General features: G+C 71.5%; 25 protein-coding genes and 1 pseudogene. 13 read left to right on the top strand and 13 right to left on the bottom strand.

The window, feature by feature from the left end; genetic code table 11:
• Positions 1 to 2 precede the first annotated feature (2 nt).
• Both WMF44_RS18170 and WMF44_RS18165 read left to right on the top strand, forming a co-directional pair.
• Positions 3 to 1,217: a TPM domain-containing protein gene (locus tag WMF44_RS18170; RefSeq protein WP_437300376.1), complete on the top strand. Its 1,215-nt coding sequence runs from the start codon at positions 3 to 5 to the stop codon at positions 1,215 to 1,217.
• A gap of 11 nt (positions 1,218 to 1,228) precedes the next feature.
• Positions 1,229 to 1,834, top strand: coding sequence for a hypothetical protein (locus WMF44_RS18165; RefSeq protein WP_437300375.1), 606 nt, complete (start codon positions 1,229 to 1,231; stop codon positions 1,832 to 1,834).
• A 297-nt stretch (positions 1,835 to 2,131) separates the two neighbouring features.
• Here WMF44_RS18165 and WMF44_RS18160 read toward each other — a convergent pair whose 3' ends face one another.
• From WMF44_RS18160 to WMF44_RS18145, 4 genes are all read right to left on the bottom strand, one after another.
• Positions 2,132 to 3,079: an STAS domain-containing protein gene (locus tag WMF44_RS18160; protein WP_437301578.1), complete on the bottom strand. Its 948-nt coding sequence runs from the start codon at positions 3,077 to 3,079 to the stop codon at positions 2,132 to 2,134.
• Between the two features lie 222 nt (positions 3,080 to 3,301).
• Positions 3,302 to 3,874, bottom strand: a complete 573-nt coding sequence (locus WMF44_RS18155; RefSeq protein WP_437300374.1) for a hypothetical protein — start codon at positions 3,872 to 3,874, stop codon at positions 3,302 to 3,304.
• Positions 3,875 to 3,876: 2 nt separating this feature from the next.
• The gene (locus WMF44_RS18150; RefSeq protein ID WP_437301577.1) at positions 3,877 to 5,226 is read right to left on the bottom strand and encodes a hypothetical protein; all 1,350 of its coding nucleotides are present in this window, start codon (positions 5,224 to 5,226) and stop codon (positions 3,877 to 3,879) included.
• A 5-nt stretch (positions 5,227 to 5,231) separates the two neighbouring features.
• Positions 5,232 to 6,137 (bottom strand): hypothetical protein, encoded by a 906-nt coding sequence (locus tag WMF44_RS18145; protein WP_437300373.1) that lies wholly within the window; start codon positions 6,135 to 6,137, stop codon positions 5,232 to 5,234.
• Between the two features lie 159 nt (positions 6,138 to 6,296).
• Here WMF44_RS18145 and WMF44_RS18140 point away from each other — a divergent pair, with 159 nt between their 5' ends.
• Both WMF44_RS18140 and WMF44_RS18135 read left to right on the top strand, forming a co-directional pair.
• Positions 6,297 to 7,148: a DUF350 domain-containing protein gene (locus WMF44_RS18140; RefSeq protein ID WP_012235974.1), complete on the top strand. Its 852-nt coding sequence runs from the start codon at positions 6,297 to 6,299 to the stop codon at positions 7,146 to 7,148.
• Positions 7,145 to 8,389, top strand: a complete 1,245-nt coding sequence (locus WMF44_RS18135) for a glutathionylspermidine synthase family protein (protein WP_437300372.1) — start codon at positions 7,145 to 7,147, stop codon at positions 8,387 to 8,389. Before WMF44_RS18140 ends, WMF44_RS18135 begins: the two co-directional genes overlap by 4 nt.
• Positions 8,390 to 8,422: 33 nt before the next feature.
• Here WMF44_RS18135 and WMF44_RS18130 read toward each other — a convergent pair whose 3' ends face one another.
• Complete coding sequence (locus WMF44_RS18130; protein ID WP_437300371.1) at positions 8,423 to 8,992, bottom strand: SgcJ/EcaC family oxidoreductase; 570 nt, start codon at positions 8,990 to 8,992, stop codon at positions 8,423 to 8,425.
• Positions 8,993 to 9,318: 326 nt separating this feature from the next.
• On the opposite strand from WMF44_RS18130, the gene WMF44_RS18125 reads away from it, so the two are divergent.
• Positions 9,319 to 10,098, top strand: coding sequence for a hypothetical protein (locus WMF44_RS18125; RefSeq protein WP_437300370.1), 780 nt, complete (start codon positions 9,319 to 9,321; stop codon positions 10,096 to 10,098).
• Here the strand turns inward: WMF44_RS18125 and WMF44_RS18120 are convergent, their stop codons facing one another.
• Entirely contained in the window at positions 10,099 to 11,763 is a 1,665-nt protein-coding gene (locus WMF44_RS18120; protein WP_437300369.1) for an NTP transferase domain-containing protein, read from the bottom strand.
• A gap of 228 nt (positions 11,764 to 11,991) precedes the next feature.
• Between WMF44_RS18120 and WMF44_RS18115 the strand changes: the two genes are divergently transcribed.
• Genes WMF44_RS18115 through WMF44_RS18105 form a run of 3 tightly spaced genes read left to right on the top strand, consistent with a single transcriptional unit; the run spans position 11,992 to position 15,188 of the window.
• The gene (locus tag WMF44_RS18115) at positions 11,992 to 12,453 is read left to right on the top strand and encodes a (2Fe-2S)-binding protein (protein WP_437300368.1); all 462 of its coding nucleotides are present in this window, start codon (positions 11,992 to 11,994) and stop codon (positions 12,451 to 12,453) included.
• On the top strand, positions 12,450 to 14,585 hold the full coding sequence (locus WMF44_RS18110; RefSeq protein ID WP_437300367.1) for a molybdopterin cofactor-binding domain-containing protein: 2,136 nt from the start codon (positions 12,450 to 12,452) through the stop codon (positions 14,583 to 14,585). Before WMF44_RS18115 ends, WMF44_RS18110 begins: the two co-directional genes overlap by 4 nt.
• 9 nt (positions 14,586 to 14,594) lie before the next feature.
• The gene (locus tag WMF44_RS18105; RefSeq protein ID WP_437300366.1) at positions 14,595 to 15,188 is read left to right on the top strand and encodes a hypothetical protein; all 594 of its coding nucleotides are present in this window, start codon (positions 14,595 to 14,597) and stop codon (positions 15,186 to 15,188) included.
• Positions 15,189 to 15,337: 149 nt separating this feature from the next.
• Here the strand turns inward: WMF44_RS18105 and WMF44_RS18100 are convergent, their stop codons facing one another.
• The 3 genes from WMF44_RS18100 to WMF44_RS18090 all read right to left on the bottom strand — a co-directional run bounded on the left by WMF44_RS18100 (position 15,338) and on the right by WMF44_RS18090 (position 17,508).
• Positions 15,338 to 16,078, bottom strand: coding sequence for a hypothetical protein (locus tag WMF44_RS18100; protein WP_437300365.1), 741 nt, complete (start codon positions 16,076 to 16,078; stop codon positions 15,338 to 15,340).
• 76 nt (positions 16,079 to 16,154) lie between these two features.
• The gene (locus WMF44_RS18095; RefSeq protein WP_437300364.1) at positions 16,155 to 16,919 is read right to left on the bottom strand and encodes a zinc-dependent peptidase; all 765 of its coding nucleotides are present in this window, start codon (positions 16,917 to 16,919) and stop codon (positions 16,155 to 16,157) included.
• A 184-nt stretch (positions 16,920 to 17,103) separates the two neighbouring features.
• Positions 17,104 to 17,508 (bottom strand): hypothetical protein, encoded by a 405-nt coding sequence (locus tag WMF44_RS18090; protein ID WP_437300363.1) that lies wholly within the window; start codon positions 17,506 to 17,508, stop codon positions 17,104 to 17,106.
• Positions 17,509 to 17,613: 105 nt separating this feature from the next.
• Between WMF44_RS18090 and WMF44_RS18085 the strand changes: the two genes are divergently transcribed.
• From WMF44_RS18085 to WMF44_RS18070, 4 genes are all read left to right on the top strand, one after another.
• Positions 17,614 to 18,654 carry an AraC family transcriptional regulator gene (locus tag WMF44_RS18085; RefSeq protein ID WP_437300362.1) on the top strand — a complete coding sequence of 347 codons (1,041 nt, stop codon included), beginning with the start codon at positions 17,614 to 17,616 and terminating at the stop codon, positions 18,652 to 18,654.
• Positions 18,655 to 18,898: 244 nt separating this feature from the next.
• A complete protein-coding gene (locus WMF44_RS18080) occupies positions 18,899 to 19,549 on the top strand; it encodes a DUF47 domain-containing protein (RefSeq protein WP_437300361.1) in 651 nt (216 codons plus the stop codon).
• 10 nt (positions 19,550 to 19,559) lie between these two features.
• Entirely contained in the window at positions 19,560 to 20,570 is a 1,011-nt protein-coding gene (locus WMF44_RS18075; protein WP_437300360.1) for an anion permease, read from the top strand.
• A gap of 143 nt (positions 20,571 to 20,713) precedes the next feature.
• Positions 20,714 to 21,298, top strand: a complete 585-nt coding sequence (locus WMF44_RS18070; RefSeq protein WP_437300359.1) for a hypothetical protein — start codon at positions 20,714 to 20,716, stop codon at positions 21,296 to 21,298.
• Between the two features lie 16 nt (positions 21,299 to 21,314).
• Here the strand turns inward: WMF44_RS18070 and WMF44_RS18065 are convergent, their stop codons facing one another.
• Both WMF44_RS18065 and WMF44_RS18060 read right to left on the bottom strand, forming a co-directional pair.
• Positions 21,315 to 22,268, bottom strand: coding sequence for a hypothetical protein (locus tag WMF44_RS18065; RefSeq protein WP_437300358.1), 954 nt, complete (start codon positions 22,266 to 22,268; stop codon positions 21,315 to 21,317).
• A gap of 43 nt (positions 22,269 to 22,311) precedes the next feature.
• Entirely contained in the window at positions 22,312 to 23,301 is a 990-nt protein-coding gene (locus WMF44_RS18060; protein WP_437300357.1) for a cupin domain-containing protein, read from the bottom strand.
• A gap of 133 nt (positions 23,302 to 23,434) precedes the next feature.
• Between WMF44_RS18060 and WMF44_RS18055 the strand changes: the two genes are divergently transcribed.
• On the top strand, positions 23,435 to 23,971 hold the full coding sequence (locus WMF44_RS18055; protein ID WP_437300356.1) for a DUF4345 domain-containing protein: 537 nt from the start codon (positions 23,435 to 23,437) through the stop codon (positions 23,969 to 23,971).
• A 138-nt stretch (positions 23,972 to 24,109) separates the two neighbouring features.
• On the opposite strand, the gene WMF44_RS18050 is transcribed toward WMF44_RS18055, so the two are convergent.
• Positions 24,110 to 24,733 carry a tetratricopeptide repeat protein gene (locus WMF44_RS18050; RefSeq protein WP_437300355.1) on the bottom strand — a complete coding sequence of 208 codons (624 nt, stop codon included), beginning with the start codon at positions 24,731 to 24,733 and terminating at the stop codon, positions 24,110 to 24,112.
• Positions 24,734 to 24,755: 22 nt separating this feature from the next.
• Positions 24,756 to 25,181: pseudogene (locus WMF44_RS18045) on the bottom strand (TIR domain-containing protein); the annotation flags it as partial.
• Between the last annotated feature and the right edge of the window lie 156 nt (positions 25,182 to 25,337).

The following is a 25,337-nucleotide window of genomic DNA, read 5'->3' as shown; positions in this document are numbered from 1 at the left end:
GTGTGCGGCACCTCCTCGCCGCAGCGCTCGGCGTGCTTGTGATCCTGTTCACGGCATCATACGCGCTCGCGGCGCCGGCCGTGACGATCCAGGCCCCGGTGAACGACCACGCGGGCGTGCTCACGCCGAAGGAGCGAGACGACCTCGCGCGCAAGCTCCTCGCGCACCGCGAGAGGACCGGCGTGCAGATCGCCGTCCTGCTCGTGAGGACCACGGGCGGCGTGCCCATCGAGGATTACTCGCTGGAGATCGCCGAGGCCTGGGGCGGGGGCACGGAGAAGCAGGACAACGGGGTGCTGTACACGCTGGCCATCGACGACCGGCGGATGCGCATCGAGGTGGGTTACGGCCTGGAGGACATCCTGACCGACGGCGTGTGCCGCGCGATCCTCGACGCGTCCCGCGACGACCTCCGGCGCTCGCAGTACGGCAGCGCCGCGGGCTTCGTGATGGGCAGGCTGGTCGCCCTCACGGCGGACCAGAAGATGGGGCCGGGGGGGACGCTGGCGCTGCTCGGGTCACCGTCGACGCACATCGAGGCGCGCTACATCGCGCATTACGCGCTCGGTGCGCTGTTCGGCGTCCTGCTCGGCTTCGTGGTCCGGCGCGCGCCGCGCTCCCCTGCGGCGCTGGGCGATCTCGAAGGGCACATGGCGGGCCGGCGAGGGAAACTGCTTATCGCCGCCACGGCCGTCCTCGCCTTCCTGGTCGTCCCGGGGCTCGCGGCGTTCGTGTCGGTATCGGCTTACGGGGCGCTCTCCCAGGCCGCCGCATCGACCTACCTGACGAAGCAGGCAGGCCCGCTCCTCGGCGTGATGCTCATCGCGACGCTGATGGGCCTGGTCGCCGGACGGAGCCTGTTTCTGAAGAGAGCGCGGGAGGAACCCTTCCTGCGGCGCGTGAGGTTGTCTGCCATCGCCATCGCCGTCGTCGTCCCGTTCGGCGCCGGTCTGTTCGGGCTCGTCAGCTCCGTCGACGTGTCGCTCTACCTGGCGCTCTTCATGTGCTTCCTGTTCGGCCTGTTCCCGGCCATAACGCTCCTGCCCGCCAGCGGCCCGGCCGCGTCGTCGGGCTCGTCTTCCGCCTCGAGCTCGACCTCGTCGTACTCCTCGTCCTCGTCCTCCTCGTCCTCCTCCTCGTCGTCGTCGTCATCGAGCAGCGGTTACAGCGGCGGTGGCGGATCATTCGGGGGCGGCGGCGCGAGCTCGAGCTGGTAGGAGGAACGTCGATGAACGAGCGTGCGACAGAGCTCGACGCGGAGCAGGCGAGGAAGGTCGATTACGAGGACGTCGACGAGGTGATCGCGCTCGCCGCGCGCCTCGCCGAGGCGGACAAGGATCGGCTCCGCATCGAGGATCTCGAGCGCGTCGGCGCCGAGCTCGAGATACCACCCCGCCACGTACGCCGGGCGGTGGAGGAACTCGCGGCGCGGCGGCAGCGCGAGGCGGCGCGGAGGGCCGCGGCCCGGCGGCGGCTCCGCTGGGCGGGCGCCGCCCTCTCGGCGATCGCCCTGGTGCTCGGCGGCCTGCTCCTCTCGGCGCGCGCCTCGCTGGAGCAGGGGCGCGCCGAGGTGGAACGCAGGAGGGCGCAGGTCGAGAACGTCGTCGAGCGCCGGGAGCGCACCCGCGCGCGCCACGAGGGCGCGGCGCCCTCGCCCGAGCGCGACGCGGAGCTCGCCGGCGCGGACAACCGGGTGAGCATCGAGCGCCGGCGCTATGACGAGGACGCCAGCGCGTACAACGCGCTCGCCGCGGGGCTCTCCGCGCAGCTCGCCGCGCGCCTCTTCGGCCTGCCGGCGCGCGTGCCGCTCTCGAACGAGATCGACGCCTGGTAAGGCAGCGGCCGACTGCTGCTCTCACCTCTGCCGGCCAATCCCACGCGCCGGCGGCATCACGCAGCGTCAATGAAAATTTACAGAAACATACCCCGTAGAACGCCGATTTCCTTGAGCGAGCGAGAAATGAACCGCCAAGGCGCCAAGGACGCCAAGAAGAAGACGAGATCTTGGCGCCCTTGGTGCCTTGAGGGTTCGAAATTCTGCTCGGTTCAGGCCCAAGGCGGTCCTTGGAGCACCCCTTCTCGATGGCGTGCAGATTGGACAGCAGCGCCATCTGCGCCCGAGGGCGGCCCCTCAGCGCCCGGTCGCCCGGCGTGCCCGCAGCGCGTGGTCGATGCCGCTCTCGAGGGTGCTGCGGACGACGACGTCGTGGAGGCTCTCCTCGATGGCGGCGATGACCCGGGCCATCTGCGGCTGAACGCCGGTGAGCACCACCTCGGCGCCGAGCAGGCGCACGGCCTTGGCGATCTGGACCAGCCCCTGGGCGACCTCTTGCCCGGCGCCGGTGACGCCGGTGACGTCGAGGATCGCCGTGCGGGCCCCGCGCTGGACCACGCCGTCGAGGAGGGTCTCGAGCACCTGGCGGGCGCGATCCCTGTCAAAATCGCCGACGAGGGGCATGGCCAGCACGCCTTCGGCGATGGGGATGAGCGGCGTGGAGAGGGCGCGCAGCGCGGCCTCCCGCGTGCGCTGTATCTCCTCTTGCAGCCGCCGGTTCTCCTCCTCGGCCGCCTGGCGCTCGAGGAGCTCGAGCTGCTGCCGGGTCACGTCGCGGTGCGTCTCGATGACGTATTTCGCGCCGGCCTCGTCGGTGACGGGGAAGAAGAGCGTGTCAATCCATAGCTTGATGTCGTAGGCGCCCGGCAAGCCCACGCGGGACACGTCGACGAGCTTCGGCTCCAGCTCGACGATCTCGCCCTGCGCCGCGCGCAGGAACCCCGCCGCGAATCCCCCCTCGACGGCCTGCTCGTCGTGGAGGATGTTGTGCAGCTTGGTCTCCGGCGTCGGCGGCTCGACCCCCGTGGCCGCATAATGTAGCCGGTTGGCGCCGATGGACGCGCCATCCGCGCGACGGACGACGATGCCGATGGGGAAGTGCTCGAATATCTCGCGATACGGGAGGCGAAACCAGAGATCCGGGTCGTCGCTCCCGCGCTCCCTTTCGAGCTCGGCGACGCGCTGCCGGAGGCGGTCGTTCTCGCTCCGGAGCGCCGCGATCGTGTCCAGCTCGGTTTCCTCCATCACGCATTGACCTCGCTCAACCCACCAGACAACGACGGGCGACGCGCTGGCTTGGTGCGCGCCAGGGCAGAGATCCCCCTGCGATCACGTCACCACACCACGCACGTTTCGACAAGCCCCCGCGTGAGCCCCGCCGCCTCGACGTGCCGGCCCTGCACAAGGCGTTTGCTGGCGCACGATCCGTGATTCCAGCTCGCCATTTTAAGGCAGTGCTACACGGTGTTACACGATCTTACGCAGGTAGTGGAACTTGGGATCCGTCAGGTCCTCGGCCGTCAGCGCCCAGCCCTCGTCCCGCGGGATCAGGTAGATGACATCCGACTTCACGCTGGCGAAGCTCACGTGACCGAGGTTCTGGAGGATGTGGCCGAACACGTCGCGGCGCCACAGGCGGTCCTTGGGGATGTCGCAGACCGTGCGGAGCATTCGATCCGTGGGTGAGCCCTGGATCAGCAGGAACGCCATCGTGAAGGTCAGGTAGCGGGGCTGGCCGCGGTACGGGTCCGGCGTCCCCGACGGCCCCTTGCGCGCGCCCTCCTCCGTGATCATGCCGCGGGACCACATGCCGTAATCGTTGAGCGCCCGGGAGTCGTCGTCGAAGTAGTCCCAGCACCCCTTCTCGATGGCGTGCAGGTTGGACAGCAGCGCCATCTGCGCGCGGCGGTACTGGTACCACTTGTATTGCAGGCTCATCTTCTCGAACTGGACCTGGACGGCATCGTGCAGCGCGCGCTGCAGCGTGCTCCCGGGGTCCATGCGCGCGCACACCTCCATCGCGAAGATCGAGTGCTCCACGGTCAACCTCCGTATCCGCCCGAAGCCCGGTTCCACGATCCGCTCCGGCTGAGGGCCGCGCCGAGGATCACGCCGGTGCCGAGCGCCACGACGACTGGCACCGTCCCGAAGCCGTCCGGGCTCGGCGACCCCCCGCTCGACGCGGCGCCGCTCGAGAACGCCGTCGCGCGCTGCGCGGGCACGTACGATTTGGCCGGCCTCGGCGCGCCCGGCTCGACCGGCGCCGGGCGCGGGGGCGGCCCCCACGGATAGTCGATCCAGAACCAGCCGTGCGACGCGGCGCGGCCGCCATAGTAGTAAGGAGGCCAGTCCTCCGTCTCGTTCGCGGGCTTCGGCTCCGCCGGGTCGGCGGCAAAGACGTTCGCGGCCATCAACCCGACATCGAGCCGGCGCGACCGGAACGCAACGAGGTCGTCGTTGAGGTCGTCGGACTCGGTCGTGTCCCTCTCCGTGGGCACCACATAGAGCACATGGCGAACCCCTCGGTCCCAGAGCGCATCGGCGGACGGCAGCCTCGCGACATGCCGGTTGTCGAACTGCGTCGCGTCGTCCGAATAAGGCGAGAGCCGCTGTCGATCGAGGACGAACATCGTCGCGCGGGGGCCGGGGACGGAGCGGGCGAAGAGCGGCTGGTAGTACGCCGCCGCGGCGAGCGTCAGGTGCGCCTTGACGACGCCCCGCGGGTGCGGCCAGTTGTCGAACGTGAACACCGGGTCGAACGCCTCCGCCGCGCCCGCGGCAAAGGCCACCGACTCGGGGCCGTCGAGATCCACGATGACCGCGATGTCGCGGCGAAGGCCGCTGTCCGTCCGGGCGGCGAGGAGGAGCGATGCGAGCGCCTTGCCGCTCCGGTAAGCGCGGTCCATCGCCGGCGTGAAGATCGGCCGGAGCACGGTACTGAGCGGCGTGATGGGCGCCGGATCCCCCTCGGCGACGAGCGTGGGCACGGCCGACGGCGACTCGAACAGCGCGGGCACGTAGTAAGCGCGCGCGCCCTCGTCCGCCGGCCTGAGGTCGGTGGACATCCTCGCGAGCGCGGCCCGATCGAACGGCTTCTTCGACTCGCCGTCGAACGTCACGCTCTCCTGCGCGGCGCCGAAGCTCCAGCCGAACGTCCGCTGCATGTCGAGCGCCCGCTTCCGCTGCACCGCGGTCTCATCGTCCGAGCACCCGTCCGCGGCCACGGCGATCGCGGCCGCCACGCCGACGAGCCCGACCGCGCCGAGCGCGGCCAGGATCGCGTTCCGCCGCGACGCGTCCTTCGGCGCGTCGGCCAGGCCCTTGTGCCACCAGCGCGCCCCGACGATCCCGGGCTTGTCGAGCACCTCGGCGCGCTCGAACGGCTCGTCCATCCGGCTCACGCGGCGGCCTCCCCGGCGCCCTGCGGCGCGCGCTCGGCCGGCGCGGGCGGCGCGACGCCGGCCGCCCTGGCGTGGTCGCGCCGGAGCGCCTCGATGAACTCCGGCGTGAAGGTGCCGTCGACGCGCACCGAGTACCTGAAGTACGGGTCCGCCTCGACGCCGTGGTAATCGTGATCGTTGAACCAGTAGGCCCGACCGGCGACCGCCGTCTTCCGCCGCGCCCGCTCGTCCCACAGGAACAGGCGCTTGTTGCCCGCGGGGCAGAGCGTGATGAAGTGGTCGGGCTCTCTGTCCGGCGCTCTCCCCTCCCCGTCGCGGTGCACCGTGCCGTGATCGTTGGCCTCGAGACCCATGATGTTGCAGCGCCCTATCGACGCGAAAGGCAGGCGCTTCACGTAGGCGATCGTCCTCGGGAAGAACGACTTCGCCAGGCGGGTGAAGTCCTTGCCTTCACTCCGGCTCTTGTCGCTCCAGTAGCGGTTCGGGATGAGCTCGACATAAACCTTCCAGGGGAAATACACCCCATGGCGGAACTTGAGCCACAGCATCTGCCGCCGGGAGAGCGGGATCTCGCGCTCCTCGCCGAACTCGAGCGCGGCGCGCGCGGAGCTCTCGATCGACGAAGGGTCGTCCGAGAGGCGCTGGAACGTCGCGAACTCCTCGTCGTCGAGGCCGCGGATCACCTCGCCGTAGTCGGCGAACGCCTCGCCGCTGCGCGAAGGCGGCATGATGCCCATCGCGCGGTGGCTGCCGCCGGTGTAATCGATCGGCACCTGCGTGAGCCCGAGGCAGATCTCGTCGTGGATCTCGCCGAGCGGGGCGAGGTCGAGGTACGGCTCGAGATCGATAGAGGGTCGCCCGAAGATGCCCTGGATACCGGAGTCACAAGGAGGTTCGACCATGGGTCCGCCGCCGGAGCCGGGGCGTCACGGCCCGGCAGGCCTACCCATATCACAAAGCCCGGGGCGCCCCGCAAACCCCGAACCCCGCCTGCGCCTCGCGGCGGCGTGACGCGAGGCTTGGGCTTGTGAGGGCGCGGCGCGTTCTGTAGCGTGCGTCCCATGGATCTGTCCTACGTCATGGGGTTCGGGCTGGGCACCACGCTCGCTCTGCTCGCCCTGCTGCGCATCGGGCAGAGGGTCTTCTCACCGGCGCATACGGCCGCCCGCGATCTCACGGAGAGCAACGCCGCCCGCCGGCTGCTCACGGTCGGCCAGGTCCTCGCGGTGTTCCTCGTCGCCGCGAACGCCGTGAAGAACTGCCTCGAGGGCGAGGGCTTCGCGCGCGATCTGCTCTGGGTGAGCGCGTTCGCCGTCGTGGGCCTGCTCCTCGTGCTCGCGACCGGCCAGCTCGGGATCCGCCTTCTGCTCAGGGCGCGGCTCCCGGCCGAGATCGAGCGCGGCAACGCGGCCGCGGGGCTCGCGGCGGGCGCGCACTACGTGGCGACCGGGCTCATCACCTCGCGCGCGATCGCGGGCAAGGATCTCGGCGATCTCGCGATCTCCCTCGGCTTCTTCGTCCTCGCGCAGATCACGCTGCACGTGTTCATCTCGCTCTTCCGGGCGCTCACCACGTACGATGACGCCGAGCAGATCCAGGGAGAGAACCTCGCCGCCGCGCTGAGCTACGCCGGCGCCTCGATCGCCGTGGCGATCATCATCGCGCGGGCGCTGGAGGGCGACTTCGAGGGTCTCTTCATCTCGCTGAAGGGCTATGGCGGGGTGCTGCTCTATCTGTTCGCCCTCTACCCCGTGCGGCAGCTCCTCGTGCAGAGCGTGCTGCTCGGCGCGCCGCTCGCGCTGCGCGGCGGCCGCCTGGACGCGGGCATCGCGGCCGACCGCAACGAGGGGCTCGGCGCGCTCGAGGCGACGACCTACCTCGCGACCTCGATCGCCATCGCGCGCCTCCTATGACCTCCGCTGACCGCGCCTACGACGCCTTCGCCGCGAAGATCGTCGACACGGGCCTCATCACCGACCCCTGGTTCGACGGGGCCCCGCGCTTCCGCGAGGAGCCGGTGTTCGTCACGGCCGCCGAGCAGCGCGCCCTGTACCGCGCCGCCGAGGAGGTCGCGGCGGTCTACAACGAGCTTTGCCTGATCGTCGCGGACGAGCCGTCGCTGCTCGACGACTTCTTCTGTCTGACGCCGTGTCAGAAGGCGATGTGGCTCTCGTCACAGCCGCTGTGGCACGGCATCGCGCGCGCCGACGTCTTCCTGACGGACGAGGGCCCGGCGATCGCCGAGCTGAACTGCGACACGCCGACGGGCGAGGCGGAGGCGGTCGTGCTGAGCGCGCTCGCGGCGCCGGATCACCCGGGCGCGCGCGACCCCAACGGCGAGCTCGGCGCCCGGTTCTGCGCGATGGTGGACGAGGTCGCCCGCGCGCTCCTCGGCGAGGCCGCGACGCGGCGCCTCGGCTTCGTTTATCCGACGGAGTTCACCGAGGACCTCTCGGTCATCCGCCTCTACCAGCGCTGGCTCACGGAGCGCGGGTATTCCGTGCTCCTCGGCTCGCCGTACAACCTCGGCCACGACGATCGCGGCCTGTCGCTCTTCGACGTCCCGTTCTCGGTCCTCTTGCGCCACTACAAGACGGACTGGTGGGGAGAGCGCTCGAGCGTGTGGACCGACGAGCAGATCCCCGACGCCGAGCCGCTCGCCGGCCCGCTCGGCGCCGTGCTGTCCGCCGCGGCCGACGGGCGCGCCGCGATCCTGAACCCGCTCGGCGCCGTGCTGCCGCAGAACAAGCGCTCGATGGCGTTCATGTGGGAGCACCTCCACCGCTTCTCGCCGCACGCGCAGTCGGTGATCCAGCGTCACGTCCCGGTGACGTCGCGGCTGGAGACGGTGCACCCCGAGCTGCTCCTCGCGCAGCGCGAGGAGTGGGTCCTGAAGAGCGATTACGGCGCCGAGGGAGAAGAGGTGATCCTCGGGCGCCACACCCCCGACGAGGTCTGGCGCGCGTCCCTGGCCAAGGCCCGGGAGGGGCGGTGGATCGCGCAGCGGTACTTCTCCGCCCTGGAGAACGCGCGGCGCGAGTCGGTCAACTACGGCATCTACCTGATCGCCGGCGAGGCGTGCGGCATCTACGCGCGCGTCCAGGCCGGGATGACGGACGCGGCCGCGCTGAGCGCGCCGGCGCTCGTGCGGTAGGCGCGTTCGCAGGGCGGACGCGCCCGCGGGCGGCTACTGGGCGGGTCGGGCCGGGGCATCCATGGCGCGCACCGCGCGGAACGCGTCGGCCGTGGCCTGCGTGTTCTGCGTCGTCACGATCTGGAGCCGGTCCCCCTCCCGCCGCGCCACGTGCACAAGGATGCCCTGCATGTCGGGCACGGGCTGGCCATCCGGGGTGACGACGCCCGTCAGCTCCCATGCCCAGCGGACGACCGCGAGATCCGGCGCGACGAAGCGTGTCTCGACACGCACGCTGGCGAGGCGGCTCTTCGCAAAGACGGTCTTGTGAATGCCGACGTGATTCGTCCGGATCTCCTCCCGCCCATGCCACCACATCCCGAAGATGTTCACGAAATCGGCGTCCTCCGCTTGAAGCGCGGCGAACGCATCCATGTCGTGCCGGTTCCAGGCGTCGTTGAAGGCGGCGACGAGCTGCTCCCCCAGCGCACGCTGCTCGCTGGCGTCGGGCGCCGCCGCCGCGATGGCCGGCGCTGGCGCCGCCGGCGCAACGGGCGGGGGCGTCGCGGGGGCGCACGCGAGGACAAGGAGCGGCAGCGCAACCAGGGCGAGGGCTCTATGCATGGAACGCCCCTTACTGCGAACCGGCGCGGGACGTCAACCGGCGGCGCGCTCGATCCCGACTGCGGGTCAGGCTGCTGTCCTCGCAGGCGGTAGAGCTGCCTCGATCACGTGGAACAGGCGTTGACCCGCTCGCGCCGTCATCGAGGATCAGCGCTCGGCCGGATCGCCCCGGTTGCCAGCGGAGCCGCGGATAGGTACGTTTGGTTGCCCGCTGGGTCCGCTCCGCGCACTGCCGAGGATGCCTGAGGAACCCGCGCCAGGTCGGCATTCCCACGACCGGAGCGCGACGACCCGGCGACCCGACCAGTTGACGGAGGAGGAGAGAGATGCATCGATTTGTCTTCAAAACGTGCGGATACCTGGCCACGATGTGCCTGCTCACGCTCGTGGCTTGCGGTGACGACGAGGGCTCCGGCGAGACGTCGACGTCGACGTCGGGGAGCGGGGGCGCCGGCGCTTCAGGCTCGGCGGCCTCGACAGGCTCGGGCGGCACGGGAGGATCAGGTGAGGGAGGCGGAGGCGGCGGCGCGACGGGGTGTCCCGAGCTCGTTGGCCGCGTCCCCATGCCGGAGCTCGGTCCGTGGATGTATGGGCCGCACCCCGGACCGTGCGCCCAGACGGACACGGAGACGGACACGGGACAGGAGATATCGTTCGTTTACGAATACGATGGCCAGCGTCTCGTCGGAGCGGTCGAGACGCTGGGCAGCGAGACCCACACACACACCTTCGACTACGAGGGCGAGCGCATGGTCCGCATGACCCGGACCGGCGCGGCCGACACCCGTGTCCTCGAGATTGACTACAACGACGAGGCGCGGGCGATCACCTATGGGAACGACGACTACTTCGTCCGGTACGATCGCGATGACCAGGGGCGCCTCACGCAGCTGACGTTCGACCGCTTCACGGATGCTCTGCCGACCATCACGACGGAGATCGTCTACGAGGGTTGTCGTCTCCTCCGCCGGGAGCAGGGGGTGAACCCGCTCGACGGCATGCCGACCTCATCGATCCCGGCCTTCACCTACGTCTTCGACGGCGATCTGCTGGTCGAGCGCCTCGGGGAGACGTCGCGCACGGTTTACGACTACAGCTGCTGGTGATCAGCTCGGCGGGCTCGCCGGCGCGTGGCCGCCGAGCGCGCGCACGTCGTCGGCCGTATCGACGTCGATCGCCCCGCCCGCCCAGTCGATCGCCGCGACGTCCTCGACGCGCAGCAGGCGGCCGGCGCCCTGGTCGCCCTGGAGGCGCGAGAGCGCGTCCCAGCGGGATCGGTCGAACACCGCCGGCGCGCCCACGACGCCGCTGAACCGCGACGCGGCGATCGGCGCGCCCGCGAGCCAGGCGTCCCGCAGCGCGATGACGTGCTCGACCGTGAGCAGGGGCTGGTCCGCGAGCGCGATCAGGAGCGCGTCGGCCTTCGAGGCCTCCGCCCACCGGACCGCGGCGCGGACCGAGGAGGCGATGCCCTCTTCCCAGCCATCGTTCGCGATGTGCGCGACCTCCAGATCGCCGAGCGCGCGCGCGACCGCGCCGGCATTGGCGCCGAGCACGACGCCGACCGGCCCGGAACGCGCCTCGACGCACGTGGCCGCCACGCGCCGGACGAGCGGCGCTCCGTCGAGCTCGACGAGCTGCTTGGGGCGACCGAGGCGACGTGAGCCGCCGGCGGCGAGCACGACCAGCGCCACGCGCGCGTGCAGAGGCCGGGCGCGGGCGCGGAGCTTCCCCCCCTGCGCCCTGCGCGCGACGGCCTGGAGCTCGCCCACGATCGAGAGCGCGATCTGCTCGGGCGTCTCGGCGCCGAGATCGAGCCCGATCGGCGCGTGGATCCGCGGATCGTCGCCGGGGTGGCCGATCTCGGCGAGGAGATCGCGCGTGCGGCGCGCGGGCCCGAGCACGCCGATGTAGCGGGCGCGCGACGCGAGGGCGACGGCGAGCGCGTCGCGATCCGGCGTGACCTGATGGTGCATGATCACGACGTACGGCTCGGCCGCGGCGTCGATGAGCGCGCGGAGGCGATCCGCCGCGCCGCCGGTCGAAATGACGCGATCCGCTGCGCGGAACCGGGCCCCCTGGCGGATCGTGGGACAAGCGACCGTGACCCGGAACCCGACCGACGTCGCGAGCGTGACGATGGACACCGCGTCGTGCCCACCCCCGAGCACGAAGAGCTGCGGCGACGGCGCGATCTTCTCGACGAGCACGGAGATCCCCAGCCCGTCGAGCTCCACGACGCCGGCCGGCCCCCGCGCCGCGGCCTCGATCGCGGAGCGCGCGGCCGGATCGGTCACCGGGTGCGCGAGCGCGCACGGCGGACCGAACGCGAGGCGCGCGCCGACCCGGACCGCGCCGGCCGTCGAGCGGATCACCGTGACCAGCGTGCCGGTGGTCTCCTCGGCGAAGCAGGCGGCGGCGAACGCGAGCGCGTCGTGGGTCGCGCCGGCGGCGACGTGCTCGAGCAGGACATCGACGACGCCGTTGCAGCCGAGCCCCACCGCCCACGTCTCTCCGTCTTCGGTGGTCGAGTCGTAAGTGACCACCACGGCGCCATCGCGGCACCGGTGCTCTCCGCGGAGCATCACGTCGCCCTCGAGGCAGCCGCCGCTCACACACCCGGACACCCAGCGATCGCCGGCGACAAGCATCCGCGCGCCCGGACGCCGGTACGACGACCCCGACACCCGCACGACCGTCGCAAGGAGAAACGGTGACCGCTCTGCCACCAATGTCGCCGCTTCGCGCACGATCCGCTCAAGCTCGTTCATGCGCTCGGCATCATTCACCCTTCGTGACGCGCCCGCCAGGGCGTTCATCGTCGCTGGTGACGCTGGTGACGCTCGATCGCCCTCCTCGCCGCTCGGTCGGTCGCGGTCGGGGTGCGAGCGTGACAGAGCGCCGGCGAGCGCCGGGTCGATGACCGATGGTGAAGAAATGATAAGAACATGTGCAGTAGCTTGACGGCGAGCCAGCCCAAACGTATGGCCTCAGCGGCCATGAAGCTCGATGTGAACGGCGTTGTTCGTGATGTGGATGCCAGTCCAGAGATGCCTCTGCTCTGGGTGCTCCGTGATCTGCTGGGATTGACCGGCACAAAATACGGCTGTGGCATGGCCCAGTGCGGCGCCTGCACGGTCCACATCGACGGCAAACCCGCGCGTTCGTGCGTCCTGCCGGTGTCGAGCGTCGGGGCGCGCAAGGTGACGACGATCGAGGGCCTGTCGCCCGACGGGTCGCACGTGGTGCAGCAGGCGTGGGCGCAGGCCGACGTCGTCCAGTGCGGGTACTGCCAGTCCGGGCAGATCATGACCGCGGTCGCCTTGCTCGACCAGAAGCCCGATCCGAGCGACGCCGACATCGACGCTGCGCTGTCCGGCAACGTGTGTCGCTGCGGGACGTACGTTCGTGTACGCGAAGCGGTGATCCTCGCGTCGAGGCTCAAGCGAGGTGGCAAGTGACCGTCTCCCGGCGTGACTTCTTGCAAGCGGCCGCGGGCTCGGCGGCCGGGCTCCTGATCAGCTTCTACGTCCCGCAGGGGGTCCGCGCCGCGCCGAAGGCGGCGCAGCCGCCGCCGCTCTCGCCGAACGCGTTCGTCCGCGTCGGCACCGACGAGTCCGTGACCGTGGTGCTCGCGCACTCCGAGATGGGACAGGGCATCTGGACCGGGCTCGCGATGCTGATCGCCGAGGAGCTCGAGTGCGACTGGTCGAAGGTGCGGTCGGAGCACGCGCCGGCCGCGCCGGTCTACGGCCATCCGGTGTTGCAGTTCCAGATGACCGGGGGGTCGACGACGACGAACAGCGAGTTCGAGCGCTATCGCACCGTCGGCGCGATGGCGAAGGACATGCTGCTGCGCGCGGCGGCCGCCCGGTGGAAGGTCTCGCCCGCGGCGTGCACGGCCGCGAACGGCGTCGTCACCCACGGCAAGGACAAGCTGACCTTTGGCCAGCTCGCCGAGGAGGCGATGAAGCTCGCCCCGCCGGCGAAGGTGAAGCTGAAGGACCCCAAGGACTGGAAGCTGATCGGCACCCTCGTGCGCCGCATCGACACGCCGGAGAAGATCACGGGCAAGGCGCAGTTCGGGCTCGACGTGCACTTCCCCGGGCTCCGCACCGCCGTGGTGCTCCGCCCGCCGGCGTTCGGCGCCAAGCTCGTCAAGTTCGACGCCGCCGACGCCCTCAAGGTGCCCGGCGTCGAGAAGGTCGTCCCCACCGCGAACGGCGTCGCCGTCGTCGCCGCGCATTTCTGGGCCGCCAAGCTCGGGCGCGACGCGCTCCGCGCCGAGTGGGCGCAGCCCGAGGGCGGCGGGGCCGACAGCGCCAAGCTGCTCGCCGAGTTCCACGCGAAGGCGCGGGCGCCCGGCGCCGTCGCCGCCAGCGTCGGCAAGGTGGAAGACGCGCTCGCCGCGGCCAAATCCCGGCTCGAGGCGGAGTACGACGTGCCCTACCTCGCGCACGCGCCGATGGAGCCGCTCAACTGTACGGTCAAGATCGACGGCGATCGCTGCGAGATCTGGACCGGTACGCAGTTCCAGACCGGCGACCAGATGGCCGCGGCGAAGATCCTCGGCACGACGCCCGACAAGGTCCAGATCCACACGACCTTCCTCGGCGGCGGCTTCGGGCGGCGCGCCAGCCCCATGGCCGATTTCGTCGCGGAGGCCGTGATCGTCGCGAAGGCCGCCGGCGTGCCGGTGAAGGTCGTGTGGACGCGGGAGGACGACATGCGCGGCGGCTTTTACCGCCCCGCCTTCGTCCACCGGATCCAGGTCGGCGTCGACGCGCGCGGCATGCCGGCGGCGTGGGATCAGGTGGTCGTGGGCCAGTCGATCGTCGCCGGCACACCGCTCGAGTCGTTCGTCACGAGGAACGGCGTCGACTTGACCTCGGTGGAAGGGATCGCCGAGTCGCCCTATGTCGAGCGGACGCCCGCGCTCCGTGTGTCGCTGCACTCGCCGAGGACGCCGGTCACCGTGCTGTGGTGGCGCTCGGTCGGCAACACCCACACGGCCTTCGCGGTGGAGAGCATGGTGGACGAGCTGGCCCACGCCGCAGGGCAGGATCCGCTCGCGTACCGCCTCGAGCTGCTCAAGGACAAGCCGCGGCACGCGAACGCGCTGAAGGTCGCCGCCGAGAAGGCCGGCTGGGGCACCGCGCCCGCCCCGGGACGGGCGCGGGGGCTCGCGATGCACGAGTCGTTCGGCTCCATCATCGCCGAGGTGGCCGAGGTCTCGATCGAGAAGGGGCGCATCCGCGTCCACTCGGTCACCTGCAGCGTCGACTGCGGCACGGCGGTGAACCCGCTCGGCATCGAGGCGCAGATCCAGGGCAGCGTCGCGTTCGGCCTCACGGCCGCGCTCTACGGCAAGATCAACATCGCCGAGGGGAAGGTCCAGGAGAGCAACTTCCACGACTATCCCATGCTCCGGATGTTCGACATGCCGCGCATCGCCGTCCATCTCATCCCGAGCAAGGCCAAGATGGGCGGCATCGGGGAGCCCGCCACCGCGCCGATCGCGCCGGCCGTGGCGAACGCAGTGTTCGCGCTGACCAAGCAGCGGCTGCGCTCCCTTCCGTTTCGCCTCGCGTAGGAACTGACCATGATCCGATCCTCTCTTGTCCTCGCCTCTCTCCTCGCCGCGTGCGGGGGACAGACGCCCGGGGCCTCGCCCGCGCCCTCACCGTCGCCGGTCAGCCGCGAGACCGCCCTCGCCGCGTTCGAGACCGTGCGCGGCGTCCTCCAGCACCCTCGCTGCCAGAACTGTCACCCCGCCGGCGACGTGCCGCTCCAGGGCGACGAGGGCCGCCTGCACACGCAGCTCGTGCTCCGCGGACCCACGGGCCACGGCATGCCGGGCGCGGAGTGCACGACGTGCCACGGGCCGACCAACCCGCCGAACAGCTTTGGCATGCACGTGCCGCCGGGCGTCGCGAAGGGCTGGCACATGCCGCCGCCCGAGATGCCAATGGTGTTCGTCGGTGTCGCCGCGGGCGCCTTGTGCGAGCAGATCAAGGATCCGAAGCGCAATGGCGGCAAGGACATGGCGGCGTTGCGCGTCCACCTCGAGGATCCCCTCGTGACCTGGGGCTGGAACCCTGGCGCTGGCCGCACGCCCATCCCGACGCCGTACGCCGAGTTCGTCGCTGCATGGGAGACGTGGGCCCGCGCCGGCGCGCCCTGCCCTGGTGGATGATCGACGCTCACGCGCTTCGCCGTCGGGCAGCGCCTGCTCGATGATGCGGCGCATGGGGTCGTGTCCCGCCTCGACATCGGGTCCGTGTCGGAGCGCCGGCGGCACGCGATGCGCCTTGGCCCTGACGCCTCTGCCGACGAGGGCGGGCGTCAGTCGACGCTGACGCTGGTCACGGCGGTCCAGTCGTTGCGGCCGTCGGCCGAGACGAAGTGGAAGCGGAGCGTGTCCTCGTGGCGAGCGGTCGAGACGACGGCCGCGCAGGCGCCGATGAAGTCGTCCTCGCGGCAGGTGTCGCGGAGATCGCCGCCATCGTCGAGCACGCCGACGCGGACCGGGGCCGCGTTCTCCCGCAGGTACGGCGCGGCGATGAGCTCGGCCGGGGCCAGCGGTGTGGGGACGGGCGCGTCGAGGTCCCAGAGGCGAAGGTGCTTTGCGTCGGTGAGGTGGGCGTAGAGCCGCTCGACCTCCTTGCCAGCGTCCTCCTCGACCGCGAGGGCGAGAAGCAGGACGCGGTCGTCCTCGCGGGCCCGAGCGCGGGCCTTGAACGAGAGCGGCGCGCGCAGCGTGACGACGGCGGGGAAGCGGCCCTCCGGCGGGCGGAAGCGGACCAGGGTGCGGCCCAGCGGACGAGGAGGCGTGAGCCCCGCCGGGCCGCTCGGGTCATGGGGAACGAGGAGGTACGCGGCGAGGAGGAGGACAGGCTCTGGCGCGCCGCGGAGGAGGCCGTCGTGGCCGGAAGCGAGCTCGAGGGCGGTGATGTCGAGGCGAAGGCGGAAGGAGCGCACGCGCCTCGCGGGCGGCGCGGCGGCCGCAGGCGACGCGGGCGACGCCGGGCGAGGAGCGGAGGACGCGCCGCCCTTGCGGGACCTGCCTTTGCGCTTTCGGGCCATCGGGGAGCCGGGAGATACCACGACCGGCGGCGCTCGGGCGATCGGCCGCGCGCGGCGCCGACGCCGGGCGGCGCCGCTACCGGCCGGCCGGGTCCTGGCAGTAGAACGCCTTCAGCTGCTCGTAGAGCTCCGGGTGCTTCGCCCTGAGCTTCCGCGGCTTCTCGAAGAAGGCCTCGGTGACGACGGCGAAGAACTCGGCCGGGTTCGTCGCGCCGTACGGGTCGATCACCGTGCGCTTGAGGCTCGCCTCGTCGCGGAGGAGGCGCTCGTACTCGCGGCCGAGGATGCGCGCCCACGCCGCGTACATCGAGCGCTCGGGCAGCTCGGGCGCGCCGTCGGCGGGGCCTTCCTCCTGGTCGAGCTGGTGCGCGAACTCGTGGAGCACGAGGTTGTGACCGTCGCTCATGTCCGCCGCGCCCGCGAGCACGCCGTCCCACGCGAGCACGACCGACCCCCGCGACCACGACTCTCCGAGCCGCGCGTGATCGCCCTCGACGACGACGCCCCCCTCCCGCACCTCCCGGCCGCGGGCCACGTAGGTGCTCGGGTAAACGAGGACGACCTCGAGCTCGGGGTAGTAGTCGGTCTCGCGGTGCAAGAGGAGGAGGCACGCCTGCGCCGCCACCGTGACCCGGATCTCGTCGGTGATCTCCTGGCCGCCGCACCCCTCGAACGGCTTCTCGTCCAGAAAGACCTGGACATGCCCGAGGAGCTCCTGCTGGTCCTCGGCCGGAAGGCGGCCGAAGCAGGGCACGTTCCGGTCGAGGATCTCGCGCCACGCGGGCGGAAAGGGCTCGCGTCGGACGGCGTCGCGCCGCCGCTTCCTGAAAAAGGCCAGCATCGACGACCACCTTACCCGCTCGCGTGGCGCTGTCGGAAGAGCGGCGAGCGGCCCTCGCGGAGTGCCCGTGCCGCAGCAGCGGATCAGCAGCGGAGCACCACCGGCTGCTGCCATGGCAGCAACGAGCGACCACGGCGCCGCCGTGAGCAGGCGTGCCGCCTGCGGCGGTTCGTCAGCGCCGGCTCTACGCCTGCGCCGTCGCCTGCGCCGCGCCGCCCGCGCGTACGCTCGACGCGGGCACGGCCTCCGGCGTCGATCCCGCCTGGCTCAGGCGCCGCTTCGCCTCGGCGACGACCTCGCTCGGCAGGGGGCCCTTCCTCGCGAACTCCCGGTTGTCGCGCAGGTGCTTCGGGTTCCGGGTCCCGACGATCGTGGTGCTGAGCCCCGGGTGCGACAGCGTGAAGCGCAGGGTGAACTCGATCCGGCTCAGGCCATCGAGCAGCTCGTCGAGCCTGGCTCGCTCCCACCGGTCCTGCATCGTGGTGCCCGGCAGCATGGTATTCGTGCGCTGCCAATCGGTGGGCGCGCCGCGCGCCACGCCGCCGCGGATGATGGTCCCGGCGCCGGCCTGGGCCGCCTTGCTGATCACCTCTTCGTGCTCGCGCTGCAGCGCGGAAACCGTGAGCCAAGGATGGGCCAGGCGGAACGCCGCTTGACGCCGCCGCCCCTCGCAGAAACCCTGGGCGCCTCCTCCGTGACCCCGCGCCCCGCGACCCAGCCGGCCACGGTCTTCGCGCAGGCGCTCGGCATCGCGGTCGTGACCGCCTCGCAGCGCGACGGCATCGCGCCGCCCGAGGTGTGCGCGCGGTTCGGCGTCGACCCCGCGGTGCTCGGCCGCCCCGACGCGCGGGTGACGCACGACGAGCTCTGCCGCGCGTGGGCCGCGTTCTCGGCTGCGGACGAGTCGTTCGGCCTGCGCGCCGCGGTGCTCGTCGACGCCGCGCCGCAGTCGCTCGTCGAGTACACGTTCGCGAGCGCTGGCGACGTGCGCGGCGCGGTGCGGGCGTTCCTGCGCTTCCAGCGGCTCATCCACGACGCCGCCGCGCACACGTTCGAGGAGGGGCCGGCCTACGTGACGTTCCGCTTCGCGCTCGCGCCCGGCCACACGGCCCCGAGCGCGGTGTGGGACTACCTCGCGGCGACCACCGTCCTGCGCTTCCGGCGCGCCGCGACGCCCCCCCGCGAGCCCACGGTCGTCCGCCTCGTGCGCCCGCCGCCCGCGGACGGCGCGCTCGCGCGCGCTGTCTTCCGCGCGCCCATCCGCTACGGCGAGCCGCGCGCCGAGATCGAGTACCCGAGGGCGCTCCTCGACGCGCGGATGAGCACCACCGATCCGATGCTCTACGCGCTCCTCGCCCAGCAGCTCGAGCGCGCGCTCGGCCTGCCCGCGGGCGAGCACCGCGTGCTGCCGCGCGCCGAGGAGGACGTGCTCGCGCGCGTGCGGCGCGAGCTGCGCACGGCGATCCCGCAGGGCGAGGCCACGCTCGACCACGTCGCGCGCGCCGTCGGCCAGAGCGCGCGCAGCCTCCAGCGCCGCCTGTCCGAGCGCGGGACGAGCTTCCAGGCGATCGTCGACGACGCGCGGCGCGCGATGGCCGAGGAGCTCCTCGCGGCGCACCGCGCGACCGTGACCGAGGCGGCGTTCGCGGTCGGGTTCACCGACGTCGCCGCGTTCACCCGCGCGTTCAAGCGCTGGAACGGCGTGCCGCCCGGCGCGTGGTCCCGCCGCCGCTGAGCTGCCCCGGCGTGGGCGCGGCGTCGAGCGACCCCCGGCGGCGCAGGGCCCGAACCACCGCGACGGCCGACATTCCCCCTCGAGACGCCCGTGACCACGGACAGGAGGGTAAATTTTTCTTACCCCCCTACACAACGCTTCGATAAGACCTTACACAGCCGCGGCGGCAGCTGCCCGACGCGAAGCGCCCGCATCGAGCGTCACGCGCTCGTGCTAGGATGCGCCCGCCCGCCAAGAAAGGTACATGATGTGGCTCGATCGGGTCATCAAATCGCTCTTACCTCGTGAAGAGCACTTCTTCGACTTGCTCGAGCGGGGCGCCGACTGCGCGCTGCAGAGCGCCAACGTCCTCTCGGAGTGCTGCAGCGCCCGGAGCGCCAGCGAGAGGCAAGCCCTGGTCTCGCGGATCACCGACATCGAGCACGCCGCCGACGCGGTGATCCGCGACGTCTACGACGCTCTCAACAAGACGTTTGTCACGCCGCTCGATCGCTCCGACATCTACGCCCTGGCGACGGATCTGGAGAACGTCTCCGATCGTGTCCACTCCACGATGATGCGGGTCGTGGTCCACGCCATGGAGGATCTCCCGCCGGCGAGCCAGGAGCTCGCCGCCAAGATCCTGGAAGGATGCTCCGAGATTCACAGCGCCGTCAAGCTGCTCCGGGGGATGAAGCGGGTGGCGGACATCAACCGGCATTGCAAGGCCATCGCCAAGCTCGAGCACGACGGCGATCAGATATTCCGCTCGGCGATCGTCGACCTCTTCAACACCGAGAAGGACGCCATCCATCTCATCAAGCACAAGGAGTTCCTCGAGGGGCTCGAGAACACGCTCGACGCCTGCGATGACGTCGCCAACGCGCTGGAAGCGCTGGTGATCAAGAACGCCTGAGGGGCGCGCCATGAACACTCTCCTCGTCACGCTGACCCTCGTGGTCGTGGTCGCGCTCATCTTCGACTACATCAACGGCTTCCACGACACGGCCAACGCCATCGCCACGGTGGTGAGCACCGGAGTCCTCCCCATCCGCACCGCCGTGCTGCTCGCGGCGCTGTTCAATTTCGGGGGCGCGCTCACCGGCACGGCGGTGGCGAGCACCATCGGGAAAGGGCTCATCGTCCCTTCGGCGGTGACCCAGGTGGTGGTGCTCAGCGCCCTCGTCGGCGCGATCTTCTGGAATCTCTTCACCTGGTATTTCGGCATCCCGTCGTCGTCGTCTCACGCGCTCGTGGGCGGGCTCGTGGGCGCTGGCGCCGGGCGGGCGGGCGCCGCGGCCGTGCAGGGGGCGGGGCTCTTGAAGGTGGTCAAGAGCCTGATCATCAGCCCCGTCGTGGGCTTCGTGATCTCCTTCCTCGGGATGATCGCCATCTTCTGGATCGTCCGGCGCACCCGGCCGGCGCTGGTCAACCGGCGCTTCCGGATCCTGCAGATGGTCTCCGCGGGCTTCATGGCGCTCTCGCACGGGAGCAACGACGCCCAGAAGACCATGGGCATCATCACCATGGCGCTGCTCGCGTACGGCGCGATCCCTGCGGGCCCCGGCGAGTTCCCGGTGCCGCTCTGGGTGGTCTTCGCCTGCGCGACGGCCATGGCCCTCGGCACGGCGGCGGGCGGGGTGCGGATCATCAAGACCATGGGGACCAAGATCATCGACCTCAAGCCAATTCATGGCTTCGCCGCCGAGACCAGCGCGGCGGCGACGATCTTGACCTCGTCGTTCCTGGGGATGCCTGTGTCGACGACACACGTGATCACCGGCTGCATCATGGGCGCTGGCGCGAGCCAGCGGGTGAGCGCCGTGCGCTGGGGCGTGACCACGCGCATCCTCTGGGCGTGGGTGCTCACCATCCCGGTGAGCGCCGTCGTGGCCTGGGTCTGCTATCTCGGGCTCTCGTCGATCCTCGGCGGTTGAGCGTCGCCGCGCCGCGCCGCGCCGCGCCGCGCCGCCACTGCTGACCGCTGACCGCTGACCGCTGACCGCTGACCGCTGACCGCTGACCGCTGACCGCTGACCGCTGACCGCTGACCGCTGACAGCTTGCCAAGGAGGCCCTCCGTGCACCGTCGCCATGCGCTCTGGATCTTCATGCTCTGCCTGGCTCCGGTGCTCGCCGGGTGCGGGCACCCCTGGAAGACCATGCGTGAAGCCGTGCCGAACCCGTTTTACGGCCAGGGGCGCTTCGGGGTCGTCCCCATCGCTTTCTACGGCCTCCAGGTCGGCGACGGCTCCGAGGCCGACTGGATGGCGGACAAGGACGCCGAGCAGCAGCAGAGCTGGCAGGAGGACAAGGCGGCGATGAACGAGGAGTTCACGGAGGCGCTGATCGCGACGGCGGCGTCGGAGGGCGTCGCCATCGTCAGGGCGAGGAGCGCAGCCGACGCGCCGTTCTTCCTCCGCGCGAACGTGACGTTCTACGAGCCCGGCATCTTCGCGGTCGTGCTCAACAAGAACACGCGCCTCAAGGCGATGGTGCAGCTCACCGATCCGGCCGGGGGCGTGTTCGACGAGTTCTTGATCGACACCGCGGTGCCGGCCTCGTTGACCAACCCGTCGAGCGGAGGGCGCGCGCGGACCGCGGCGAGCCAGCTCGGGAAGCTCGCCGCGAGGTACATCATCCATCGCGTCCAGGGCGAGGACTGAGCGCCGCGGGGCGCGGTCAGCGCGCGATCTGCGCGAGCGTCGCCTCGGCCGACGGCGCGGCGAGCCCCAGCTCCGTCGCTCCGTAGCGCGCGAGCGCCCGGCGGTCTGCCGGCGAGATCGTCCGTGCGCGGAGCGCCTTCGCCGCCGCGGCGGCGCCCTCACCGCAGGACGCCGGCACGCTCGATCCGTAGCGCAGCGCCCGGTGCGTCCGGATCATCGCGAGCACGTCGAGCGACGCGCCCGCGTAGTGCGCCACCTGATCGAGCAGGAACGTCGCCAGGGGCCGCGGCACGGGCACGCTGTCGAGCGCGTCGGTCGGGCGGAGCTCGTAGACGACGCGCTGCTTCGACGGCAGGAACGTGGTCCGGTCGAACGTCGCGTCGCACGAGAGGAAGATCTGCGACGTCGGGACCAGCACGCGGACGGATGGGGCCACGTCCCACGCGGCGATCGTGTGGTTCCACGTCGGCCAGAAGAGGCCGACCCCGCGGACGTCGAGCCGGCGCGCCAGCCCGGCGAAGAGCGCCGAGAGCTCGTCGCACTCCGCCGTCGCCGAGGGGCCGGCCGACGACGCGAGCGGCGGGCTCTGCCTCCACGCGGCCCAGATGTGCCAGGCGGTCGGGTTGCGATCGGTGATGCTCCAGCGCAGCCGGAACGGACCGCCGTCGCGCGTCATCTCGAAGAGCGTCCGGACGCGCACGTAGTCGCGGACCCGCCCGGCGCCGCACTCGAGCCCGTGCTCCGCGCAGAAGCGCTCGGCGTCGGGGCGCCGCGCGTCGGCGGCGCACGCGTCGATGCGCTCGCCGAGGCGGGCGGCGAAGTCGCGCATCGGCAGCGCGTCCGGGAGCGCCTGGCCCTCGGTGGCGGCGCAGGTATCGGCGCGCGCGGTAGCGGCGGGCGCGGTCAGCGCCGCGGCCAGCGCGAGCGCGAGCAGGTGATGCGGTCCGGGGGGCGAGCGGCGGTTCGGCATCCCCCTCCATCGCGCGGCGGCGGCAGCGTGTGACCGGATGCGGTCACGGCCGGGCGCCCGCCCTCGGCGCGTGCTCCGCCGTCGCGACGCCGCGGCGCACGCTGCCTGGCGGCACGCCGAGCGCCCGTTTGAACGCCCTGCAGAACGCCGCCTCGGACCCGTAGCCGACGCGCCGCGCGATGTCCGAGAGGGGCTCCGACGTCTGCTGGAGGTGCGCGCGGGCGAGCTGCATCCGCGACTCGGCCAGGTAATGCATCGCGGGCTCGCCGACCAGCTCGGTGAACCGCGCCGCGAACGCCGAGCGGGACATGCGCGCCTCGCGGGCGAGCGACACGAGGCTCCACGGGCGCTCCGGCGAGCGGTGCATCGCGGACAGCGCGCGCCCCACGTGCTCGTCCCGCATGGCGGCGAGCCAGCCGCGGCCCGCTTCGGGCGACGAGCCGAGCCACGACCGGATCGCCTGGACGACGAGGACGTCGGCGAGCCGGGTCATGATCGTCTCCCCGCCCGGGCGGAGGGTGAGGGCCTCACGGGAGATGAGGCGCAGGGTGCTGTGGATCCAGCCGGTGTCCTCGTCGTCCCACGTGTCGATGTGCAAGACCCGGGGGAGCTGCGCGACGAGGCGCCGGGCGACGACGTGATCGAAGCGCATCGCGGCGTACGTGACGTGCGTGACCTCGCCGCCTCCGCCGTGGCGCATGATCTCGTATCGTTCGCTGATCTGCTCGACGGGGATCTCGAACAGCGGCGCCGTGCGCGCGCGGGCGCTGCTGCGAAAGCGGTGCGGCGTACCGTGCGGGATCAGCGTGAGGCTTCCCTGCTGGAGGCGCATCGGCGGCGCCCCGTCGACCTCGAGCCAGCAGTGCCCCGCGGTGATCACCTGGAGCGTCATCAACCCTTCCAGCGAGGGCACGTCGATGCCCCACGGCGCGGAGAGCTCGGCGCGACAGTAGAGGGTGCCCGTCAGCCGCAACAGGTGCAGCGACTCTCCGAGCGGGTCCGGGGCAGGAACGACGCTGCGAGGGCTCGACACGCGCCACAGCGTGCCCCAGCCTCGACCAGACGTCCATCGATCATGGACGAACTGCAAAGATTTGCGGACTTTCGATGATTGCTCGTCCCTCCAGGGCGCCGCACGTTGGATGCACTACCCAGCAAGGAACATCATGTCCAATCGTCCAGGCCCCCTCCTCGTCATCGGCTCGACAGGTACGACCGGTCGGCGGACCGCGCCCGGCGTCGCGACGATCCCCGTCGCGAGGCGAACAGCGAACCTGCAGGCCCCGCGGCTCGTGACGGCGACGCTGTTCGTCGCCGGCCTGGTGCTCCTCGGGATCGGCGGCGCGTCGCTCGTCGCGCCCGTCGCCTTCCACGCGAGCAGCGGGATCTCGCTCGGCGAGAGCCGTAGCCTGCTCAGCGAAGCACGGGCCGCAGGTGGCTCGCTCCTGGGCGCCGGCGCGGTGATCCTGCTCGGCGCCTTCGTCTCACGGCTGGCGTTCACCGCGAGCGTGCTCGGCGCGGTGATGTACGTCTCCTACGGCCTCTCCCGCCTCCTCGGCATGGCAGTGGACGGGATTCCGGCGCAGGAGCTCGTGCTGGCGACCGCCGTGGAGCTGATTCTCGGCCTCCTGTGTGTCGCGGCGCTCGTCACGCATCACCGACGCGCAGGCGCCGCCACCCGGGTCGAGGCGACCCGGGGTTGAGGCGACCCGCAAGGCCAACCCGGGTCAGGCCGCGGCAGCGACGGTAGCTTTCTTCATCGAGCTGCACAGAGGTGGCAACGGCCGACCGGATCGCCCCCGAGGCGCAGCTGCTCACGCGCAGGCGCGCGCGGGAGCTCATCAGAGCTCACCAGGCAAGGTCAGGTCTGCGTCCACGTCGAAGTCGAGCGGTTCGAGGCTGCTCCACCCGCTGCGCGCAGCATCGATATCCCCATGATGGCCGGCGCTGTCGGACGCCGCGATGAGGGCAAGGCGACGGCGGAGCCACCCGATCGAGTAGGGATCCGGGATACGCTGGTACAGGGCGAGCGACTGCTCGTAATGAGCGCGGGCAGCGTTGGCATCGTTGCGAGTCAAGGCGATGTCTCCAAGACGCGTGATGCAATTGGCCTCACCGAGCACATCGCCGATCTGCCGGTAGAGCGGCAGCGCCTGGTCGTAGCGCGCCCTCCCCTCCTCGTGCTGCGAGCGCGCCAGCGCGACGGCGCCTAGGCTCATGATGCAGTTGGCCTCGCCACGCACGTTTCCCACCTGCTGATAGAGCGGCAGCGCCTGGTCGTAGCGCGCCCTCGCCTCCTCGCGTTGCGAGCGCGCCCGCGCGATGTCCCCGAGGCTCTCGATGCATGTCGCCTCTCGCCGCCTGTCGCCGGCGCGCTGCGCCGCCTCGAGCGCCCGCCCGAGGGACAACGGCGCCGCGTTCCCGGAGAAACGCGCGAAGCGGGTCAATGCTACTGCCGCATCCATCTTCGGTCCATTCCCAGGTGCAGTGCTGGACGAGCACCGGCACGACATCGACCTCGCCCGCAGCGCGCCGGGCCAGCGCTCGCGCGGCCTCTTCGTGGACGTGGCGATCCGAGGCCAGGAACGCAGGGCTCACCAGCAGCACCACGACCTCCGCCGCCTCGAGCCTCGCCAGCGCCTCGGTCGCCGGCTCTCCGCCGGCGTGGACCCGGCCATCGTGCCAGACCTCGACGACCCTCTGCCGTTCCAGGGGCTTCAGGTGGGCCACGAGCTCCGCACAGAGTGCGGCGTCCGCGGCGGCAGAGGAGAGGAACAGACGAACCGGTGCCGACGTTGCGCGCAGGGCTGCGGCCTGCGCTGGCGAGCTTACGGAGCTCGCGGTGAGCTGAATAGGTGCGGCGGCGCCCGCCCGGGTCGCCCGGGCCGCTCGCTGGCCGAGGGCAGGCGCCACGTCCCGACCCAGGTTGGGGTGGTACCGCGAGAAATGCCCGGCCGCACGGCGGCTCCAGCGCTTCGAGACCGCCGACGGCAGCGGCCACCCGCCGAGGCCGCTCTCCCCGCGCGGGGGAGGCGGGAGATGAGCTCGGACTTGTCACCGCATCAGCGC

The organism is Sorangium sp. So ce426, assembly GCF_051475585.1.
GTDB lineage: Bacteria > Myxococcota_A > Polyangia > Polyangiales > Polyangiaceae > Sorangium > Sorangium cellulosum_B.
This window is presented reverse-complemented; position numbering and strand designations above follow the sequence as displayed.

Coding starts and splice junctions, on each gene's coding strand:
- WMF44_RS18050 (WP_437300355.1), bottom strand. CDS start 24,733: ATGGATGCGGCAGTAGCATTGACCCGCTTCGCGCGTTTCTCCGGGAAC.
- WMF44_RS18100 (WP_437300365.1), bottom strand. CDS start 16,078: ATGGCCCGAAAGCGCAAAGGCAGGTCCCGCAAGGGCGGCGCGTCCTCC.
- WMF44_RS18165 (WP_437300375.1), top strand. CDS start 1,229: ATGAACGAGCGTGCGACAGAGCTCGACGCGGAGCAGGCGAGGAAGGTC.
- WMF44_RS18115 (WP_437300368.1), top strand. CDS start 11,992: ATGAAGCTCGATGTGAACGGCGTTGTTCGTGATGTGGATGCCAGTCCA.
- WMF44_RS18065 (WP_437300358.1), bottom strand. CDS start 22,268: ATGCCGAACCGCCGCTCGCCCCCCGGACCGCATCACCTGCTCGCGCTC.
- WMF44_RS18105 (WP_437300366.1), top strand. CDS start 14,595: ATGATCCGATCCTCTCTTGTCCTCGCCTCTCTCCTCGCCGCGTGCGGG.
- WMF44_RS18095 (WP_437300364.1), bottom strand. CDS start 16,919: ATGCTGGCCTTTTTCAGGAAGCGGCGGCGCGACGCCGTCCGACGCGAG.
- WMF44_RS18145 (WP_437300373.1), bottom strand. CDS start 6,137: ATGGTCGAACCTCCTTGTGACTCCGGTATCCAGGGCATCTTCGGGCGA.
- WMF44_RS18125 (WP_437300370.1), top strand. CDS start 9,319: ATGCATCGATTTGTCTTCAAAACGTGCGGATACCTGGCCACGATGTGC.
- WMF44_RS18055 (WP_437300356.1), top strand. CDS start 23,435: ATGTCCAATCGTCCAGGCCCCCTCCTCGTCATCGGCTCGACAGGTACG.
- WMF44_RS18130 (WP_437300371.1), bottom strand. CDS start 8,992: ATGCATAGAGCCCTCGCCCTGGTTGCGCTGCCGCTCCTTGTCCTCGCG.
- WMF44_RS18120 (WP_437300369.1), bottom strand. CDS start 11,763: ATGAACGAGCTTGAGCGGATCGTGCGCGAAGCGGCGACATTGGTGGCA.
- WMF44_RS18150 (WP_437301577.1), bottom strand. CDS start 5,226: ATGGACGAGCCGTTCGAGCGCGCCGAGGTGCTCGACAAGCCCGGGATC.
- WMF44_RS18160 (WP_437301578.1), bottom strand. CDS start 3,079: ATGGAGGAAACCGAGCTGGACACGATCGCGGCGCTCCGGAGCGAGAAC.
- WMF44_RS18075 (WP_437300360.1), top strand. CDS start 19,560: ATGAACACTCTCCTCGTCACGCTGACCCTCGTGGTCGTGGTCGCGCTC.
- WMF44_RS18080 (WP_437300361.1), top strand. CDS start 18,899: ATGATGTGGCTCGATCGGGTCATCAAATCGCTCTTACCTCGTGAAGAG.
- WMF44_RS18140 (WP_012235974.1), top strand. CDS start 6,297: ATGGATCTGTCCTACGTCATGGGGTTCGGGCTGGGCACCACGCTCGCT.
- WMF44_RS18135 (WP_437300372.1), top strand. CDS start 7,145: ATGACCTCCGCTGACCGCGCCTACGACGCCTTCGCCGCGAAGATCGTC.